Origin of the sequence: Mesorhizobium sp. M0768, from assembly GCF_040320195.1 — a bacterium.
In the GTDB taxonomy this organism is placed as follows: domain Bacteria; phylum Pseudomonadota; class Alphaproteobacteria; order Rhizobiales; family Rhizobiaceae; genus Mesorhizobium.
Window position 1 is genome coordinate 72,249 of sequence record NZ_JAMYPD010000006.1, and the last position, 16,656, is coordinate 88,904.

15 protein-coding genes are annotated in these 16,656 nt (G+C 62.1%); 3 read left to right on the top strand and 12 right to left on the bottom strand.

Annotation, left to right across the window (positions count from 1 at the left end):
• Nucleotide 1 precedes the first annotated feature (1 nt).
• The 9 genes from NKI08_RS10495 to NKI08_RS10535 form a co-directional block, all read right to left on the bottom strand.
• Nucleotides 2-3,160 carry an efflux RND transporter permease subunit gene (locus NKI08_RS10495; protein ID WP_352768927.1) on the bottom strand — a complete coding sequence of 1,053 codons (3,159 nt, stop codon included), beginning with the start codon at nucleotides 3,158-3,160 and terminating at the stop codon, nucleotides 2-4.
• Nucleotides 3,157-4,404, bottom strand: coding sequence for an efflux RND transporter periplasmic adaptor subunit (locus NKI08_RS10500; protein ID WP_352501010.1), 1,248 nt, complete (start codon nucleotides 4,402-4,404; stop codon nucleotides 3,157-3,159). The genes NKI08_RS10495 and NKI08_RS10500 overlap by 4 nt, the downstream gene beginning before the upstream one ends.
• Before the next feature lie 168 nt (nucleotides 4,405-4,572).
• On the bottom strand, nucleotides 4,573-5,169 hold the full coding sequence (locus NKI08_RS10505) for a LysE family translocator (RefSeq protein ID WP_352501011.1): 597 nt from the start codon (nucleotides 5,167-5,169) through the stop codon (nucleotides 4,573-4,575).
• A gap of 60 nt (nucleotides 5,170-5,229) precedes the next feature.
• Nucleotides 5,230-5,802 carry an acetolactate synthase small subunit gene (gene ilvN / locus NKI08_RS10510; RefSeq protein ID WP_023676680.1) on the bottom strand — a complete coding sequence of 191 codons (573 nt, stop codon included), beginning with the start codon at nucleotides 5,800-5,802 and terminating at the stop codon, nucleotides 5,230-5,232.
• 66 nt (nucleotides 5,803-5,868) lie between these two features.
• Nucleotides 5,869-7,620: an acetolactate synthase 3 large subunit gene (locus NKI08_RS10515; protein ID WP_352471629.1), complete on the bottom strand. Its 1,752-nt coding sequence runs from the start codon at nucleotides 7,618-7,620 to the stop codon at nucleotides 5,869-5,871.
• 352 nt (nucleotides 7,621-7,972) lie between these two features.
• Entirely contained in the window at nucleotides 7,973-9,133 is a 1,161-nt protein-coding gene (locus tag NKI08_RS10520) for a PcfJ domain-containing protein (RefSeq protein WP_352768931.1), read from the bottom strand.
• 219 nt (nucleotides 9,134-9,352) lie between these two features.
• Entirely contained in the window at nucleotides 9,353-9,880 is a 528-nt protein-coding gene (locus NKI08_RS10525) for a GNAT family N-acetyltransferase (protein WP_352471627.1), read from the bottom strand.
• A 22-nt stretch (nucleotides 9,881-9,902) separates the two neighbouring features.
• The gene (locus tag NKI08_RS10530) at nucleotides 9,903-10,214 is read right to left on the bottom strand and encodes a hypothetical protein (RefSeq protein WP_352471626.1); all 312 of its coding nucleotides are present in this window, start codon (nucleotides 10,212-10,214) and stop codon (nucleotides 9,903-9,905) included.
• Nucleotide 10,215: 1 nt separating this feature from the next.
• On the bottom strand, nucleotides 10,216-10,782 hold the full coding sequence (locus NKI08_RS10535) for a helix-turn-helix domain-containing protein (RefSeq protein WP_352768935.1): 567 nt from the start codon (nucleotides 10,780-10,782) through the stop codon (nucleotides 10,216-10,218).
• Nucleotides 10,783-10,934: 152 nt separating this feature from the next.
• Here NKI08_RS10535 and NKI08_RS10540 point away from each other — a divergent pair, with 152 nt between their 5' ends.
• Complete coding sequence (locus NKI08_RS10540) at nucleotides 10,935-12,761, top strand: ATP-binding protein (RefSeq protein WP_352768937.1); 1,827 nt, start codon at nucleotides 10,935-10,937, stop codon at nucleotides 12,759-12,761.
• A gap of 36 nt (nucleotides 12,762-12,797) precedes the next feature.
• Here NKI08_RS10540 and NKI08_RS10545 read toward each other — a convergent pair whose 3' ends face one another.
• The 3 genes from NKI08_RS10545 to miaA all read right to left on the bottom strand — a co-directional run bounded on the left by NKI08_RS10545 (nucleotide 12,798) and on the right by miaA (nucleotide 15,183).
• Nucleotides 12,798-13,184 (bottom strand): ester cyclase, encoded by a 387-nt coding sequence (locus tag NKI08_RS10545; RefSeq protein WP_352539569.1) that lies wholly within the window; start codon nucleotides 13,182-13,184, stop codon nucleotides 12,798-12,800.
• Between the two features lie 131 nt (nucleotides 13,185-13,315).
• Nucleotides 13,316-14,110 carry a GGDEF domain-containing protein gene (locus NKI08_RS10550; protein WP_352501016.1) on the bottom strand — a complete coding sequence of 265 codons (795 nt, stop codon included), beginning with the start codon at nucleotides 14,108-14,110 and terminating at the stop codon, nucleotides 13,316-13,318.
• A 104-nt stretch (nucleotides 14,111-14,214) separates the two neighbouring features.
• Nucleotides 14,215-15,183, bottom strand: coding sequence for a tRNA (adenosine(37)-N6)-dimethylallyltransferase MiaA (gene miaA / locus NKI08_RS10555; RefSeq protein WP_352614339.1), 969 nt, complete (start codon nucleotides 15,181-15,183; stop codon nucleotides 14,215-14,217).
• Here miaA and serB point away from each other — a divergent pair.
• Nucleotides 15,173-16,060 (top strand): phosphoserine phosphatase SerB, encoded by an 888-nt coding sequence (gene serB / locus NKI08_RS10560; RefSeq protein WP_352501017.1) that lies wholly within the window; start codon nucleotides 15,173-15,175, stop codon nucleotides 16,058-16,060. The two genes, miaA and serB, sit on opposite strands and share 11 nt — an antisense overlap.
• Nucleotides 16,057-16,629 (top strand): GNAT family N-acetyltransferase, encoded by a 573-nt coding sequence (locus tag NKI08_RS10565; RefSeq protein WP_352768941.1) that lies wholly within the window; start codon nucleotides 16,057-16,059, stop codon nucleotides 16,627-16,629. Before serB ends, NKI08_RS10565 begins: the two co-directional genes overlap by 4 nt.
• Nucleotides 16,630-16,656 lie beyond the last annotated feature (27 nt).

Below are 16,656 nucleotides of genomic sequence, written 5' to 3' on the forward strand. Positions count from 1 at the left end.
GCTATTCGGCTGCCGCCTTTTGCGGCACCGGTTCTTCCTCCTCGTCGAACAGTGACGGCTGGTCGACCGCTTCGACCGGGCTCGGCTCGCCCCGGCGCCGCGCCCACAGCCTGACCAGCCAGCCGGAAAAATGCTCCATGTAGACGTAAATGACGGGTGTGACGAACAGCGTCAGTGCCTGCGAGGCGACAAGACCGCCGACCACGGCCACGCCGAGAGGCTGGCGCAGTTCCGCGCTGGCACCGGTGCCGAGCGCGATCGGGATGGTACCCATCAGCGCGGCAAGCGTGGTCATCATGATCGGCCGGAAGCGCATCAGGCAGGCCTTGTGGATGGATTCGACGGGCGACATCCCCTCGCGCCTGAGGTCCAGCGCCACGTCGATCATCATGATGCCGTTCTTCTTGACGATGCCGATCAGCATCAGGATGCCGATCACCGCGATCACCGACAGATCCATCCCCGCCAGCCGCAGTGCCACCAGCGCGCCCAGCACCGCCGATGGAAGCCCGGTCAGGATGGTGAGCGGGTGGATGAAGCTCTCATAGAGCATGCCGAGAACGATATAGATGGTCAGGATCGCGCCGCCGATCAGCAGCCCCTGGTTGGAAAGCGAATCCTGGAATGTCTTGGCCGTGCCCGAGAAGGCGGTCGAGATCGTCGGCGGCATGCCGATCTTGTCCTTCAGCGCGTTGATGTGGCTCACGCTGTCGCCGAGGGCCACGCCTTGCGGCAGATTGTAGGAGATGGTCACAGCCGGAAGCTGGCCGAGCTGGTTGACGGTCAAAGCACCGGCGGTCCGATCGACGCGGGCGAACGCACCGAGCGGCACCAGGCTGCCGCTCGCCGTTCTCACCTTGATGGCCAGCATCCGCTCGGGCGACCACTCGATCTTCGGATCGAGTTCCATGATCACGTCGTAGCTGTCGGCCGAGCCGAAGATGGTCGACACCTGCTGGGTGCCGAAACCGCCATAGAGACTGGAGCGCAACGTGTCGGTATCGACGCCGAGGTTCGCCGCCTTGTCGCGGTCGATCACCAGCGTCGCCTGTAGCGCGTTGTTCTGCAGGTCATTGGTGACGTCGGTGAAGGCGGCATGATCGGCAGCCATCGCGTCCGTCAGCTTCTGCGCCCAGACGTTCGTCAGGCCGGTATCGAGGCCCTGAACGGCAAGCTGGTAGGCACTCGCCGAAGAACGCGCGCCGAGCCGCAGGTTCTGCACCGGCTGCATGTAGGTTTCGATGCCGGGCACATTGGCCAGCTGGCGCCGCAGGTCCGTAAGCACCTTGTCGATGTTCGGTCGGTGGTCCTTGTCTTTCAGCTGCACAAACAGCTGGCCCTGGTTGAGCGCATTGTTTCCACTGCCCGCCGACCAGCCGACATGCGCGACGTAGGGCGAATGGGTGAAGACATCCGCCACTTGCCCCTGCAGCTTCACCATCGCGTCAAACGAAATGTCCTGGCGCGCGATGGTCGTCACCGAGACCTGGCCGATATCCTCCTGCGGAAAGAAGCCCTTCGGCGAGATCTGGATCAGCCACACCGACAGCCCGGCGGTCACGAGGAAGACAAGGAAGACAAGGAAATTGTGGTGCAGGCAGGATGTCAGCAGCCTGTCATAGCCCCGCATGAAGACGTTTTGTCTATGGTCCTCGCCATGCGCTGCCTTCTGCTCGGCTTTCGATAATGACAACAGCCGCGAGCACAGCATCGGCGTCAGCGTCAGCGAGACGAACATCGACGCCAGGATGGCGACCGTCACCACCACCGCGAATTCGTTGAAGATGCGCCCGATCACGCCGCCCATCAAAAGCACCGGAATGAACACGGCGACCAGCGAGATCGAGATCGAGATGATGGTGAAGCCGATTTCGCGGGCGCCCTTGAGCGACGCCTCCATTGCCGAGAGCCCGTCCTCCTCCATATGGCGGAAAATGTTTTCGAGCATGACGATTGCATCGTCGACGACAAGGCCGACCGCCAGCGTCAGCCCCATCAATGAGACGTTGTCGATGGAAAAGCCGAACAGGTACATTACACCCAGCGTGGCGATGAGCGAAATCGGTACCGCCACCGCCGGAATGACCGTCGCCGTCACTCGGCGCAGGAACAGGAAGATCACCATCACCACCAGCGCGATGGTGAGCAGGAGCGTGAACTGCACGTCATCGACCGCCTCGCGGACCGATGTCGAGCGGTCGTTTAGCAACTGGATGCTCGCCGCTGCCGGCATCTGATCGTCGAAGGAAGGCAGCATCGCCTTGACGCGGTCGACGACGTCGACGGTATTGGCATCCGGCTGGCGCTGCACCGCCATAATGATGGCGCGGGTGCCGTCATACCAGCTTGCTGTCGTCGTGGTCTCGACCGAATCGATGACGCGGGTCACCTCGCCGAGCCGCACCGGATGGCCGTTCTTGGTGGCGATGATGATGTTGGAGAATCCCGCCGCATCGTTCAGCTGCGTGTTCGCGGTGATCGTCAGCTGCTGTTTGTTGTTCTTGAGCACGCCGAGCGGCGTGTTGCTGTTGGCCGAGGCAATGGCCGTCTGCAGCTGGTCGATCGAGATGCCGCGTGCGGCGAGCGCCGTCGGATCGATCTGGACGCGCACGGCATATTTCTGCTGCCCGTAGATCGACACCTGCGCAACGCCGTCAATCGTCGACAGCGACGGCGAAATCACATTCTCGGCAAACGCGTCGAGATCAGTCAGCGGAATTGTGTCGCTGACCAGCGACATCAGCAGGATCGGCGCGTCGGCTGGATTGACCTTGCGGTAGCTCGGCGGGCTGGTCATCTCCGGCGGCAATTGTCGTTGCGTACGTGCGATCGCTGCCTGCACGTCGGCGGCGGCTGCATCGATGTCGCGGTTGAGTACGAACTGAATGGCGATCGAGGTCGAGCCGAGCGAGTTGGTCGTCGAGATCGAATCGATGCCAGCGATAGTGGCAAACTGCTTGATCAGAGGCGTTGCCACCGAGGTCGCCATGGTTTCCGGCGAAGCCCCGGGCAGCGAGGCCGAGACGTTGACAACCGGAAATTCGGCGCTTGGCAGCGCCGCGACCGGCAGGAATTTGTAAGCAAATAGTCCGCCCAGAACCAGGGCGAACGACATGAGCAGCGTGGCGACGGGCCTGCGGATGCAGAATTCGGAAATCATGGCTGTGTTCCGCCCGTCCGGTCAGCCTCGGCAACCTTCGGAGCCGCCCGATCGCCTGTGCCGGTCGAAGCCTTGCCTTCGCGCACCGCCGCGCCGTTCTTCAGTTTGGTCTGACCCTCGACGACGACACGCTCGCCGCTTTTCAATCCTTGGCTGATTGCGGTGTTGGTGCCTTCTGTCAGCGCGACCTGCACGGGCCGCATTTCAACGGTGTTGTCCGGCTTGATTACATAGACGAACGGGCCCTTCTGGCTGGGCTGGACGGCGACCGTCGGAACGGACGTCATTTGTGGCATGATGCCGGCATCGAGCACGACGTTGACGTATTGGCCCGGCCATAGCGAAAGATCGGCGTTGGGCACACTGGCCCGCGTTGCGATCGTGCCGGACGCCGTGTCTACGCTGGAATCGACGAAATCCAGCGTTCCCTTGCCGACCGGCTTCGGGTCGCCGTCCTTGGTCAGCGTCACCGCACCTTGCCGCGGCGCTGCCAGCGCCTTGTGCAGCAAGGCAAGATCGCTTTCGGGGAGATTGAAGTTCACCTGCAGCGGGTCGACCTGCGTGATCGTCACCAGTGGAGTCGACGTGCTGCTGCCGTTGCTGGTGGTGACGAGATCGCCGACGGCGACGCTGACTGCGCCAAGCCTGCCGGAGATCGGCGCCCTGATCGTGGCGAAGCCAAGCTGGATTTGGTCCGCATCGATCGTTGCCTTGTCGGCGTCGACGGTGGCCGCGGCGGATTTCTGTGCCGCGACGGCCTGATCGTAGGTCTGCTGTGTTCCGGCCTGCCTGGCGACGAGATTTTTGGCGCGCTGAAGATCGGCCGTGGCGCTGGCAAGCAGCGCCTGGTCTTTTGCGAGCGTCGCCTGATCGCGTGCCAGTTGCGCCTTCAACGAGCGATCGTCCAGCGAGAAAAGAAGGTCGCCGGCCTTCACCATCTGTCCGTCCTTGACCGCGATTGCGACGATCTGGCTCGAGACCCGCGCGTTGATGCTGACCACGGCAGGAGAGGACACAAAGCCGATGGCATAGCGCCGGACCGGGAAATCGGCCGTCGTAGCGGTGGCGGCAACCACCGAAGTCGTACGCGCGGCATTTGCCGCTGCAGCGGGCTTGTCCGCCGTCGCCGTCTGCTTCGCCGACAGCATCTGCTGAAGACCGCTCATTGCGCTGGGCGAAAGATAGAGCCACGCCGCGGCAACGCAGGCTGCAGCGATCACCGCTAATACGATCTTTCCGCGCATCGACAAAAGACCTCTCGATCCGACACGCCGCTATCCGGTGGCCGTAGTCTAGCTCAACTCGCAGCCTCTTGCCGCGCTTTTGCCAGATAATAGAGGATGCCGAAGGCGAAAAAGGGCCAAAACCCGTCATTACGAAGATTTAATGTGCAGTGCACAATAGAACGGCAGCTAACGCAGCATCGGCCACAGCGTCGCCGCAAGCATCACACCCATGACGATGTTGAACCATTTGAGCCGCACCGCATCCGCCAGAAAGCCGCGCAGCGCCATGCCGAAACCGGCCCAGGTCGAAATGCTCGGCAGCATGACGACGGCGAAAGCGGCTGCGATCAGCACCACCGACACAAACGGGCGTTCCGGACTGGTATAGACGGCCATGGCTGTAATCGCCATCACCCAGGCCTTGGGATTGACCCACTGGAATGCCGCAGCCTCGATGAAGCGCATCGGCTGGCCCTTCGTCTTGTCTTCGCCGCCGAGCGAGCGCGACATGGCGATCTTCCAGGCGAGATAAAGCAGGTAGAGGCCGCCAGCGATCTTCAACCCGGTATGCAGCACCGGAAAGGTCGTCAACACGGCGCCAAGCCCGAAGCCTACGGCAAGCAACAGCACGAGGAAGCCGAAGCCGATGCCGAGCATGTGTGGCACGGTTTTGACCAAGCCGAAATTCACGCCCGAGGCCAAAAGCATGAAATTGTTCGGACCCGGCGTGATCGAGGTCACGAAGGCATAAACCAGCAGAGCAAGGAATGCATCGAAGGTCATGCCGTTCCCCTAATCAATGCGATCGGTGGCAAAGCGACGAGATAGAGCCAAGCTGGATGACTACATCCCTTGCGGGCCGCGGTTCATCGCCGCCACCCCGGTACGGCAGATCTCGACCAGCCCGAGCGGTTTCATGATGGCGATGAACTGATCGAGCTTGGAGCCCTTGCCGGTGATCTCGAAGATGAAATGCTCGGTGTTGGCATCAATGACGCTGGCGCGGAATGCATCGGCGAGCCGGAGCGCCTCGACGCGGGCTTCGCCGGTGCCGGCGACCTTGACCAGCGCGAGTTCCCGCTCCAATGGCCGCTCCTGTCCGAATTCCTGCGACCGCACGGTGAGATCGACGACGCGGTGCACCGGCACGATGCGCTCGAGCTGGTGCTTGATCTGCTCCAGCACGTGCGGCGTGCCGCGCGTCACGATGGTGATGCGCGACAGGTGCTTTTCGTGCTCGGTTTCCGAGACCGTCAGGCTCTCGATGTTGTAGCCACGTCCGGAAAACAGGCCGATGACACGCGCAAGCACGCCCGGCTCGTTGTCGACCAGGACCGAAAGCGTGTGGTTCTCTGGTTTTTCCGTCTCCTTGGCGATGAAATAGGCGGAGCCGGTCGGTTGCAACTGTGCGTTCATGACATGAATCTCGATTTCAAACTTTTGCGCTAATCTGCTGTTTCCGCACAGCTTCCTCGAACCAGGCTACACCAGTTCCCTGCCCTTGGCGTCGATCGCGTTGGCGACAGCTTCGTCCGTCGCCTCGTCCGGCAACAGCATCTCGTTATGCGCCTTGCCGGACGGGATCATCGGGAAGCAGTTGGCGAGCGTCGCCACGCGGCAGTCGAACAGGACGGGCTTCTTGACCGCGATCATCTCCTTGATGGCATCATCGAGTTCGTCCGGCTTGTCGCAGCGAATGCCGTGGCCGCCATAGGCTTCGGCGAGCTTGACGAAATCCGGCATCGCCTCGGTGTAGGAGTGCGACAACCGGTTGCCGTGTAGCAGCTGCTGCCACTGCCGCACCATGCCCATATACTGGTTGTTGAGGATGAAGATCTTGATCGGCGCCTCGTGCTGCACCGCCGCGCTCATTTCCTGCATCGTCATCTGCACCGAGGCGTCGCCGGCGATATCGATGACCAGCGCATCCGGGTGCGCGATCTGCACGCCGAGTGCCGCCGGCAGGCCGTAGCCCATCGTGCCCAGTCCGCCAGAGGTCATCCAGCGGTTCGGCTTCTCGAAATGATAGTGCTGCGCCGCCCACATCTGATGCTGGCCGACCTCGGTGGTGATGTAGGTGTCGAGGTCCTTGGTCAGCGCATAGAGCCGCTGGACGGCGTATTGCGGCATGATCACCTCGTGGTTCATCTTGTAGGCGAGCGAATCGCGCGCGCGCCATTTGGCAATCTGCTCCCACCACGGGTGAAGCGCTTTCTTGTCGGCCTTGGCGGTTGCCCGCCACAGCCGCACCAGATCCTCCAGCACACGCCCGACATCGCCGATGATCGGCACGTCGGTGTGGACGTTCTTGTTGATCGACGACGGGTCGATGTCGATGTGGATCTTCTTCGAATTCGGCGAAAACGCCGTCAGCCGCCCGGTGATGCGGTCGTCGAAGCGCGCGCCGATGCAGAGCATGACGTCGCAATCGTGCATCGCCATGTTCGCTTCATACGTGCCGTGCATGCCGAGCATGCCCATCCAGTTCTTGCCCGACGCCGGATAGGCGCCGAGGCCCATCAGCGTCGAGGTGATGGGAAAGCCGGTGAGGTCGACCAGCTCGCGCAGCAGATGGCTCGCCTCCGGGCCGGAATTGATGACGCCGCCGCCCGAATAGATGATCGGCTTTCGGGCAGCCCCCATCAGCTCGACCGCCGCCTTGATCTTTTCCAGATCGCCCTGGACCTTCGGTTGGTAGCTGGTGCGCGGCGCCGTCTGCGGCGGGACATAGATACCCCTGGCGAACTGCACGTCCTTCGGGATGTCGACGACGACCGGACCGGGGCGCCCTGTCGTTGCCACATGGAAGGCCTCGTGGATCGTTGCCGCGAGCTCGTTGACGTCCTTCACCAGCCAGTTGTGCTTGGTGCAGGGCCGCGTGATGCCGACCGTGTCGCACTCCTGGAACGCATCCGAGCCGATCAGCGAAGTCGGCACCTGGCCGGTCAGGCAGACCAGCGGGATCGAGTCCATCAGCGCGTCCTGCAATGGCGTCACCGCATTGGTGGCGCCCGGCCCTGAGGTCACCAGCATGACGCCGGCCTTGCCAGTCGAGCGCGCATAGCCTTCCGCCGCGTGGCCCGCGCCCTGCTCGTGGCGGACGAGGATGTGCTCGACCTCGTCCTGCTGGAAGATTTCATCGTAGATTGGCAGAACCGCGCCGCCCGGATAGCCGAAAACATGCTTGACGCCATTGTCCTTCAGCGCCTGCACCACCATTTCGGCACCCGTCATTTCGCTCCTTGGCATTTCAGTTCTTGGCATTTCGCGCCGCTCATTCTGTCCACTGCTCATCGTTCTGGTCCCGTACTGTTCGCCATCTGGCGATTGCTCGTCGTTTAGTCGTGTTTCGGGCAATAAAAAAGGCCCCCGAGGGAGCCTGTGTCTTGCGCATGGGAGGTCACCGCCCGGCGGTTACACCGCCTTGCCCACGCGCTTTCCTACGAGAATGAGTGCCTTTTTCATGGTGGCGGACAATAGAATTGGTTTGACGCCGCTGTCAACGGCGAATGTGCACTTGGCCCGACGTCGGCACATCCGCCCATTATGCACCCGCGCCGCCTTTCCGCCGCGCGGGTCTTCCGTTTCAGGCGCAGAGCACCACACCCCTCGCCTTGGCCCAGCGCTCGATGATCTTGCGCTCCTCGAGCGAGGCGAGACGATTGCCGAAACCGCGCACCTGCACCGCACGGTTTTGCGGGTCGAGTTCGATCGTCAGCAACCGCTCGATCTTGCCCAGCGCCGAGCGCCGCAGCACCCAGATCGAGGCATTGCCGGCGATGCATTTGGCCGCGTATATCGAGACGCAATGATGCATCGCCCGGCTCTCGGCGACCAGATCCTCAGCTGTCTTCAACTGACGGACGAAGAAACGCTCGCCATGCGCCTTTGCCTCCTTGGTCGACGGCTGCCAGTCCCAGTCGTCCAGGCACGAGCCGTCCCAGGCGCGATCCTGCGACTGCGTCCCGGCAGTACGCGTGGTCCGCCCGGCAGCGCGGCGGCGCATTGCCTCGATGCGTTCGATCGCGGCAATGTCTCGATGCCATTCCAGCATCTGCCGACGCAGCGAGGCAAGCGTGCGACCCTTCAGGCTGTACGCCGCATCGCGCTGGTGCACGGCGCCGATATAGTCGCAAAGATCGTCGATCTCCTCCTTCGACGCGGGTTGCCCGCAGAAGAACCGTGTCACCTCGCGCCAGAAGGCCAGATCGTTACGTGGCGTGCGCGCGATTTTCGACTTGGCAAGTCGGGCCGCCAACCCGGAATCATCCGTGTAGGACCGGGCGATCACCACCCAAAATGCCTCGTCGAACGTGAAATCGCCGGGCAAGTTCAAGAAGCAATGCACCTCCTTGCGAGACAGCCACGCACAGGCGCCCGCCTTGTAAAGCGAGTCACCACGCGCCACTGCGATATACCAAGCCTTGCGAAGCGCAATCTCGCCGACATTCAACCCCGAGCTGTCCAGCCAGATCCCCTCGAGCGCGGCTGTAACCGGGTAGCGCGCATAGAGATGGCGCGCCGCGGCCAGCCGCAGCCGCTCGGGGTCGCGCGTCTTCAGCTTTGGACGCCACAGCGCGCCGTCGCGAATCGCCATGCCGGCAAAGCCCCGACGTGCCTCGTCGAGCGCCCGCTCGAAATCCGGAGCGGGACGCGGGACGGGAAAAACCCGCCGCAGCGTTACGGCATATGCTTCAATGCGTTCGCGCTCGGCATCCTGCCTGCGCTGAATCATGGACTTTGCCATGGCCGTTCTTCCTGATTGGAACCCTGTCAGCCGCACGCAATTCCAGCGTCGGCACGGAATGTGTCGATCTGGATCGCCGGGTCATTGACAGGTCTCCTTTCAGGACGACGGATCAGAATGGGCGGCTTCTCTAAGCTCGCCGCCAATTTGACGCAAGAGCTATTCTTTCCACGCCCGCGATGGTCTGACGGGTGTTGCAAAGGTGCATCGTTGTCGCCATCAGCGTGTCCGGCCGACGCGTTTCCAGTAGATGAGGGTGCCTGTGAGCCCGCCATGCGGCTTCAGCGCATAATCCGGTATTTCGCCGGCCAGCGTGAAGCCGAGCTTTTCATAGAGCCCGGAAGCCCCCTCCTCTTTTGCCGTGTCGAGGACCAACAGCGTGCGGCCTTTCTCCACAGCAACGGCTTCCGCCGCCTCCATCAGGCGGGTTGCGATGCCCTTGCCGCGGTAATCGAGGCGGATCATCAGCTTGGCGATCTCGGCCCGGTGCGGCTGGTTGGGAGGGCAGTCGAGCAGCAAGGTGATGGTGCCGACCAGAGCCTCGCCGTTCCAGGCCCCAAGCACCGCCCTTTCGCCTCTGGCGGCCGCCTGAAGCGACTTGTTCCAGAAGGCCGCGGCCATCTCCGGCACCAACGGATGCATGAAGCTGACCGAGCCGCCGGCAGCGACTGTCCCGATCAGCAGTTCCGTCAGCATTTTTTGCGTTCCGTCAGCATTGCTGAGTGGCCTGATTTCGATCGAACTCATGTCGTTCCCCTGTCGCCGTCCGTCAGTCGAAACGACTGGTCCGCTTCCGCTTCCTGGCCCGCCGGATTTCCGCGATGCGATCGGCGTCTTCCTCTTGCAGATGTCGCCCGCGTTCCAGCAGTTCGAGCGTGTATTCCTCATAGGTCAGGCCCAGCCGCTCGGCCTTGTGCAGCCGCATCAGCATGATCTCGCGGCTCGGCACTTTCCATGCCTGGGCATGGGCGGTCTGCCAGGCAAGAAACACATAGGGGTCGCCCTTGCCCCAGGGCGGACCGTCATAGTCGTCGAGCGGCGGACCGCCATTGTCGCAGCGTTTTGGACGGCGCGCCTTCACCTCAGCTCCTGGCCAACGCAACCAGATAGTCGGCGGCGTCCGGCCCCGGAGCGTGAAAGACGCAATCGGATGGCGCGCCGAGCGCCAGGCAGTCGCCCGGTTCGAGCCGGTGAACGATGTCCCCCTCTGTGAATTCCAGCCGCCCGGAGATCAGCCATATCTGTTGCCTGATGAAGGCATAAGACGCCGCCGGGAAACTTACCTTGGCGCCGGCCGGCAACTGGATCCGGATCAGTTCGAGGGGCATGTCCGAAACCGGCGAAAGATGCCGCCGCACATAACCCGTAGCCGGATCGCGCCAGAGCGGCTGGTCACGTTCGCGAAGCAGGCCACCGCCCTGCAATTCCGCCCTTGCGATCAATGTGGACAGCGTCATGCCGAAGGCGGCCGCAATACGCACAAGGAGTGCCGCCGTCGGGCTGGTCATGCCGCGTTCTACCGTGCTCAGCATGGCTTTCGAAACATCGGACCGCTCCGCCAGTTCTGCCAAGGACCAGCCTCGAGCCACTCTTTCGGTATGTATTCTTCTGCCGATGGTCGAGGAGATGTCGTTCGCTATATCATCCATTAATCCAATATATCGAAATTCTTCTACAGAGCAACGGCCGTTTCATCCAGTTTTCGCAAACTCCTTAATGTCCGCTAAACCATCCGGCCTCATCCCACCTTAACCCCGTTCGCCTAGGCTCATCGCTTTGGGAAAAGGGGACCGGCGTATCCATGCTCGTTGAACGCGAAGCCTCCATTGGGGAACCGACTTTGCTGGAGCGCCGCAGGGCGGAGCAGAACGACAAGCGCATTCTGGGCAATGTCGTGCAATGCGACGGCGCGCGCGCCACCATCAGCGCCTATGCCGACGATATCGAAGGCACGGTCACCGGCCTGTGGAGCGTCGGCAAGATGATCTCGATCAATCTCGGTACATCACGAACCGTCGGCCTGGTCTATGAAATCGGCAAGTCGGATCGTGCCTGGAGCAGCGAGGGCCAGAATCCGATCGAGGTCAGCATCGAATTGATCGGCGAGGTGCGCGACGGTGCCGAACCCGGCGCGAAGCCGATCTTCGACCGTGGCATCACAACCTACCCGCATATCGGCGCCATTGCCCATCGTATCCGCAGCCGCGACCTGCAGGCCGTCTACGATCTCGCCGGTCGTCATTCGATCACCATCGGCACGCTGTCGCAGGACGAGGCCATCGACGCCAATATCGCCATCGACGATACGCTGGCGCGCCATTTCGCCATTGTCGGCACCACCGGGGTCGGCAAATCGACCGCCGTGTCGCTGCTCTTGCGCAAATCGATCGCCGCCCGGCCCGACCTGCGCGTGCTCATCCTCGATCCACACAACGAGTTCGCCGCGTCGTTGCCCGAATATTGCGTCAGGGTCGATTCGACGACGCTCGACCTGCCCTTCTGGATGTTCAAGCTAGAGGAATTTGCCGAGGTGCTGTTTCGCGGCCGCGAGACGGTTCCGGAAGAGGTCGACGCCTTGCGCGATCTCATTCCCGCGGCCAAGAACCTCTACCGCAATCCGAACTCCGGCAACTATCTGCGGCGCAGCACCGATGTGCTGACCGCCGACGCGCCGGTGCCCTATCGCATTGCCGACCTTATCAAGCTGGTCGACGAACGCATGGGATTGCTGGAAAGCAAGAACGATCGCCCGACCCTCAGGTCACTGAAGACACGTATCGAATCGGCGGCATCCGATCCGCGCTACCGTTTCATGTTCAACTCGCGCCTGATCGAGGACACCATCCACGAGACGATCGGCAACATCTTCCGCGTGCCGCATCACGGCCGCCCGGTGACCTGCTTCGAAATGGCCGGCATGCCGTCCGAGGTGGTCAATTCCGTTTGCTCGGTCCTGGCGCGGCTGGCCTTCGACCTGGCGTTGTGGAGCGAAGGCCGCCTGCGGCTGCTCTTCCTGTGCGAGGAAGCGCATCGCTATATGCCGGCCGATCCGCGCCTCGGTTTCGCGCCGACGCGGCACGCGCTGTCGCGCATCGCCAAGGAAGGCCGCAAATATGGCTGTTATCTCGGCGTCGTCACCCAGCGCCCGGGCGAACTCGACCCGACCATCCTGTCGCAGTGCTCGACGTTCTTTGCCATGCGGCTCGCCAACGAGCAGGACCAGGCGATCATCCGCTCGGCGATCGCCGATTCCTCGGCTTCGACGCTGGCGTTCCTGTCTTCCATGGGCCAGCGCGAGGCTATCGCCTTCGGGGAAGGCGTGGCGACGACGATGCGGATGAAGTTTGAAAAGCTCTCCGAGGATTTGATCCCTGGCACCGCCAAGCGCGAGAATGCCTTGCCGTCCGAAACCGGCGACGAGGTCGACCTCGTGGCGATCGTCGAACGGCTGCGCAACGTGCCGAAATCACAACAGGCAATGCCTTTCGCGGAAGTCGTCGATCCGGGCCGGCAGGCCGGCGATTCGGACTATCGCAAGCCGTCGGCCGCACGCACCCAGCGAAACGACGATTTCGACTTGCGCTACGGCCTCAAGCCGGCGACCTTCGGCCTGCGTCCCCCAGAATGATTGAGCCGAGCGACTTTTAGGCAGCGCTCGCAGATATCAAAGCTGAGTTTCGATGGCTGTCTTGTCTATAACTGACCACACCTGGCGAATTTTCCCTCTCTGAAGCTCATAAAATACGTTCTCGGCAAACGAAATTCTCTTCCCGCTTACATCGAGCCCAAGGAACGTTCCCCTTGGCGCGCAGTCGAAGCTTAGCCGGCTCGCTACATAAGGCGGATCGGCAACCAATAGCTGAATGTTGAAATAAAGGTCCGGAATTTCGTCGAAGTCTCTGACCAACATTTCGAGATAGCCGGACAATCCGAGCTTGCGACCGTTGTGGGTCACTTCATCATGAACAAACCTCCCCAGATTTGGCCAATCCTGCTTGTTCAGGCATGCAATATAGCCTCGGTAAAGACCGGAGAGATCGGATTTAGTCACGGCAACACCTCTATTTCCGGCAAGCCCCGCAAAGGCAGCATCTCAGCTTGACGGGGTGATGTCGGTCTGCGTGCACCGGAAACGAAGAAAACGATACCAGACGGCCGGAATCACGAATTCAATGACGGAATTCAGGCACAGACGCGGTTGCGCCCTTGCCTCTTCGCCTCATAGAGCTGGCGATCGGCGCGGCGATAGAACTCCTCGGCGGTTTCCTTGCGATCCCAGACGGCAAGCCCGACGCTGGTGGTGATTTTCAGTCGGACATTGCCCGTCAGCACCGACATGTTGGCGATCGCCTTGCGGATGCGCTCGGCGAATTTGGATAGCAGCTCGGCGTCCATATTGGGCGTGACCACCGCGAACTCCTCGCCGCCCAGGCGCGCCACCACGTCGTGATAGCGTGTCATGTCCTTGAGACAGTTGGCGACCGCCCGCAACACCTCGTCGCCGACATCGTGGCCGTGGCTGTCGTTGACCTGCTTGAAATGGTCGAGGTCGAGGATCATCAGCCCTACTGGTTTCTCGATGCGGCGGAACTCTTCGAGATATTCCTTCAGCGCATCGTCGAAATAACGCCGGTTCTGCATGCCGGTGAGGCTGTCGGTGAGCGCCGCATGCTCCAGCGTCTCCGAACGCGCGCTGAGCGAAACGGTCATGGCGCGCAGCTTGCCTTCTTCCGTCGCCTGCTTTCGGATCAGCGGGTAGATGAAGAAAATGCCGAAGAACAGCGCAGTCGCCAACAGCACGCCCGTCGCAAACAGCAGCTTGTTGAGATAGACGATTTCATCGAGTTTTGAAGGCGTATTGCTAATGTCGGCGGCCAGGGTTTGCAGGAGCCCATAGGCGTAAAGCGTCACCAGGCCGGCGGCCAGGATCACAAAAATAAAGACGAAAAAGGCTGATTCCGCCTTGTGGAAACGCATCTGCTCCCCGTTGGAAAGTTCGTAGCGATCTTATGGCATGCGGGAACTTACGGACAGTTAACCTGGACAACTTCAACGCGAAATGTCCCCTCGGTGTCGACTTTTCAGGTTGCGCTCGAAGGAGGGAGTGAGAGCATCGAGTCGATCCCCCCATCAGGACGCAATCTCTGCCATTCCGGGCCCAATTGGTGCCTGAACCAGGTCGCCTGCCGTTTGGCATATTGCCGCGTCGCGATTTTCGCGCGCTCGATGGCCTCGGGAAAACTGAAGGCGCCGGCCAGCGCGGCCTGAAGCTCGCGAACACCGATTGCTTTCATCGCCGGCAGGTCGGGATCGAGGCCGAGCGCTGAAAGCTGTTTCACCTCGTCCAGTGCCCCCTCATCCAGCATGCGGTCGAAGCGGGCATCGATCCGCTCCACCAGAGCCGCTCGCTCCGGCTCGATGACGAAAAAACGCGCGCTGCTCCCGTCGATCAACGGCCGGCCACGCGCGGCCTGCCAGTCCAGGATGGAACGGCCCGACGCGTCGAGCACCTCCAGCGCCCGCACGATGCGCTGGCCATCCGTCGGCTTCAGCATCATGCCGGCCGCAGAATCCTCGCGCAACAGGATGCGGTGCAATCTCACTGCGCCCTGTTCCTGGAGCTCGTAGCGCCAGCGGTCGCGGATCGACTTCGGAATGTCGGGCATCTCCGAGATACCTTCCGTGAGCGCCCGGAAATAAAGCCCGGTTCCGCCGACGAAAATCACTGGCCGCTCCGAAAGCGTGCCGTCGTCGATCAGCTTTATGACATCACGCAACCAGGCGCCGGTTGAATAGGCGGTGGACGGATCGACGTGTCCATAAAGAAAGTGGGGAACGCGGGCGAGTTCGGCAGGACCAGGCCGCGCCGTCAGCACGTCGAGCACCGAATAGCCTTGCATGGAATCGGTGTTGACGATGACACCGCCATTGCGCTCGGCGAGGTCGAGTGCGAGCGCCGACTTGCCGCTGGCGGTCGGCCCGGCTATCAGGATCGCGTTCTTCACGCGGCCTTCGCCCGCCTGTCCGCTGGAATTTTCGATGCTGCTGATCGCCACGCTTCTATCCCATCCCGCCGGCCGCGCATTGACGTCGACGCTAGCGAATATGGCCTCGCGGTCGGTCGGCGCAAGCGCTGTTCGCTGGCTGGCCGAAGGCATCGCCTGCGAGCTCGACTTGCCGGAGACCGCCGACGCTTCCGAAATAACGGCGCGCCTGCGTGCCGCGCTGGCTTCCGAACCGATCGACGTGGCCGTCCAGCCGGCCGAGAACAGGCGCAAGAAGATCCTGATCGCCGACATGGATTCGACGATGATCGACCAGGAATGCATCGACGAGCTTGCCGACGAGATCGGCGTCAAGGATCGCGTCGCCGCCATCACGGCGCGATCGATGAACGGCGAGATCGCATTCGAGCCGGCCTTGCGCGAGCGCGTGGCGCTGCTCAAGGGTCTCGATGCCGCAATCATCGACCGCATCATCGACAATCGCCTGACGCTAGCCTCCGGCGGCCGCACGCTCGTCCAGACAATGGCGGCCAATGGCGCCTGGACGGCGCTGATCTCCGGTGGTTTCGACATCTTCACCACCCGCATCGCAGCATTGCTCGGCTTTCACGAAAATCGCGCCAACCGCCTGATCGAGCAGGATCGCCGCTTCACCGGCCTGGTCGCCGAACCGATCCTCGGCCGCGCCGCCAAGGCCGAAGCCCTTATCGAGATTTCCGCCGGCCTCGGCCTGACGCCTGCCGATGCCATTGCCGTCGGCGACGGCGCCAACGATCTCGACATGATCCGTCTTGCCGGCATCGGCGTCGCCTTGCATGCCAAGCCGGCCGTCGCAGCCGAGGCAAAGATCCGCATCGACCACGGCGACCTCACCGCCTTGCTTTATCTGCAGGGTTATCGCCGGGAGGAATTTGTCGAATGACGCCGATCCGCACCGAGCGCCTGATCCTGCGCAACTGGGAAGATCGTGACCGCGAGCTCTTCCATCGCATCAATTCCGACGAGTTGGTCATGGAATTCTTTCCGTTTCGCCGCGACCGTGCCCAGTCGGACACCAAGATGGAGGAGTTGCGCGCGGCTATCGATCGCGACGGCTTCGGCTTCGCGGCCGCTGAGATCGCAGCCACAGGCGAATGCATCGGCTTCGTCGGCATAACCCGAACTGATCATTTGCCATTCCTGCCGCCCGGCACGATCGAGATCGGCTGGCGGCTGGCACCCGAATTCTGGGGCCGCTTCTATGTCACCGAAGCAGCCGAAGCCTGGCTCACCTATGGCTTTGAAAGACTTGGCCTCGACGAAATCGTGTCCTTCGCAGTCAAGGATAACAGCCGGTCCACTGCCGTTATGGAGCGCCTGGGCATGATCGCCGACCCCGCCTCCGATTTCGACCATCCCGGTGTTCCGGACAGCCACACCGCACTCAGGCGACATGTCTTCTACAGGCTGTCACGCACAGACTGGCAGGCAAGAAAAAGAGCGGCCCGCTAGCCGCCCTTTTTCGTTTCAAGATCAGAG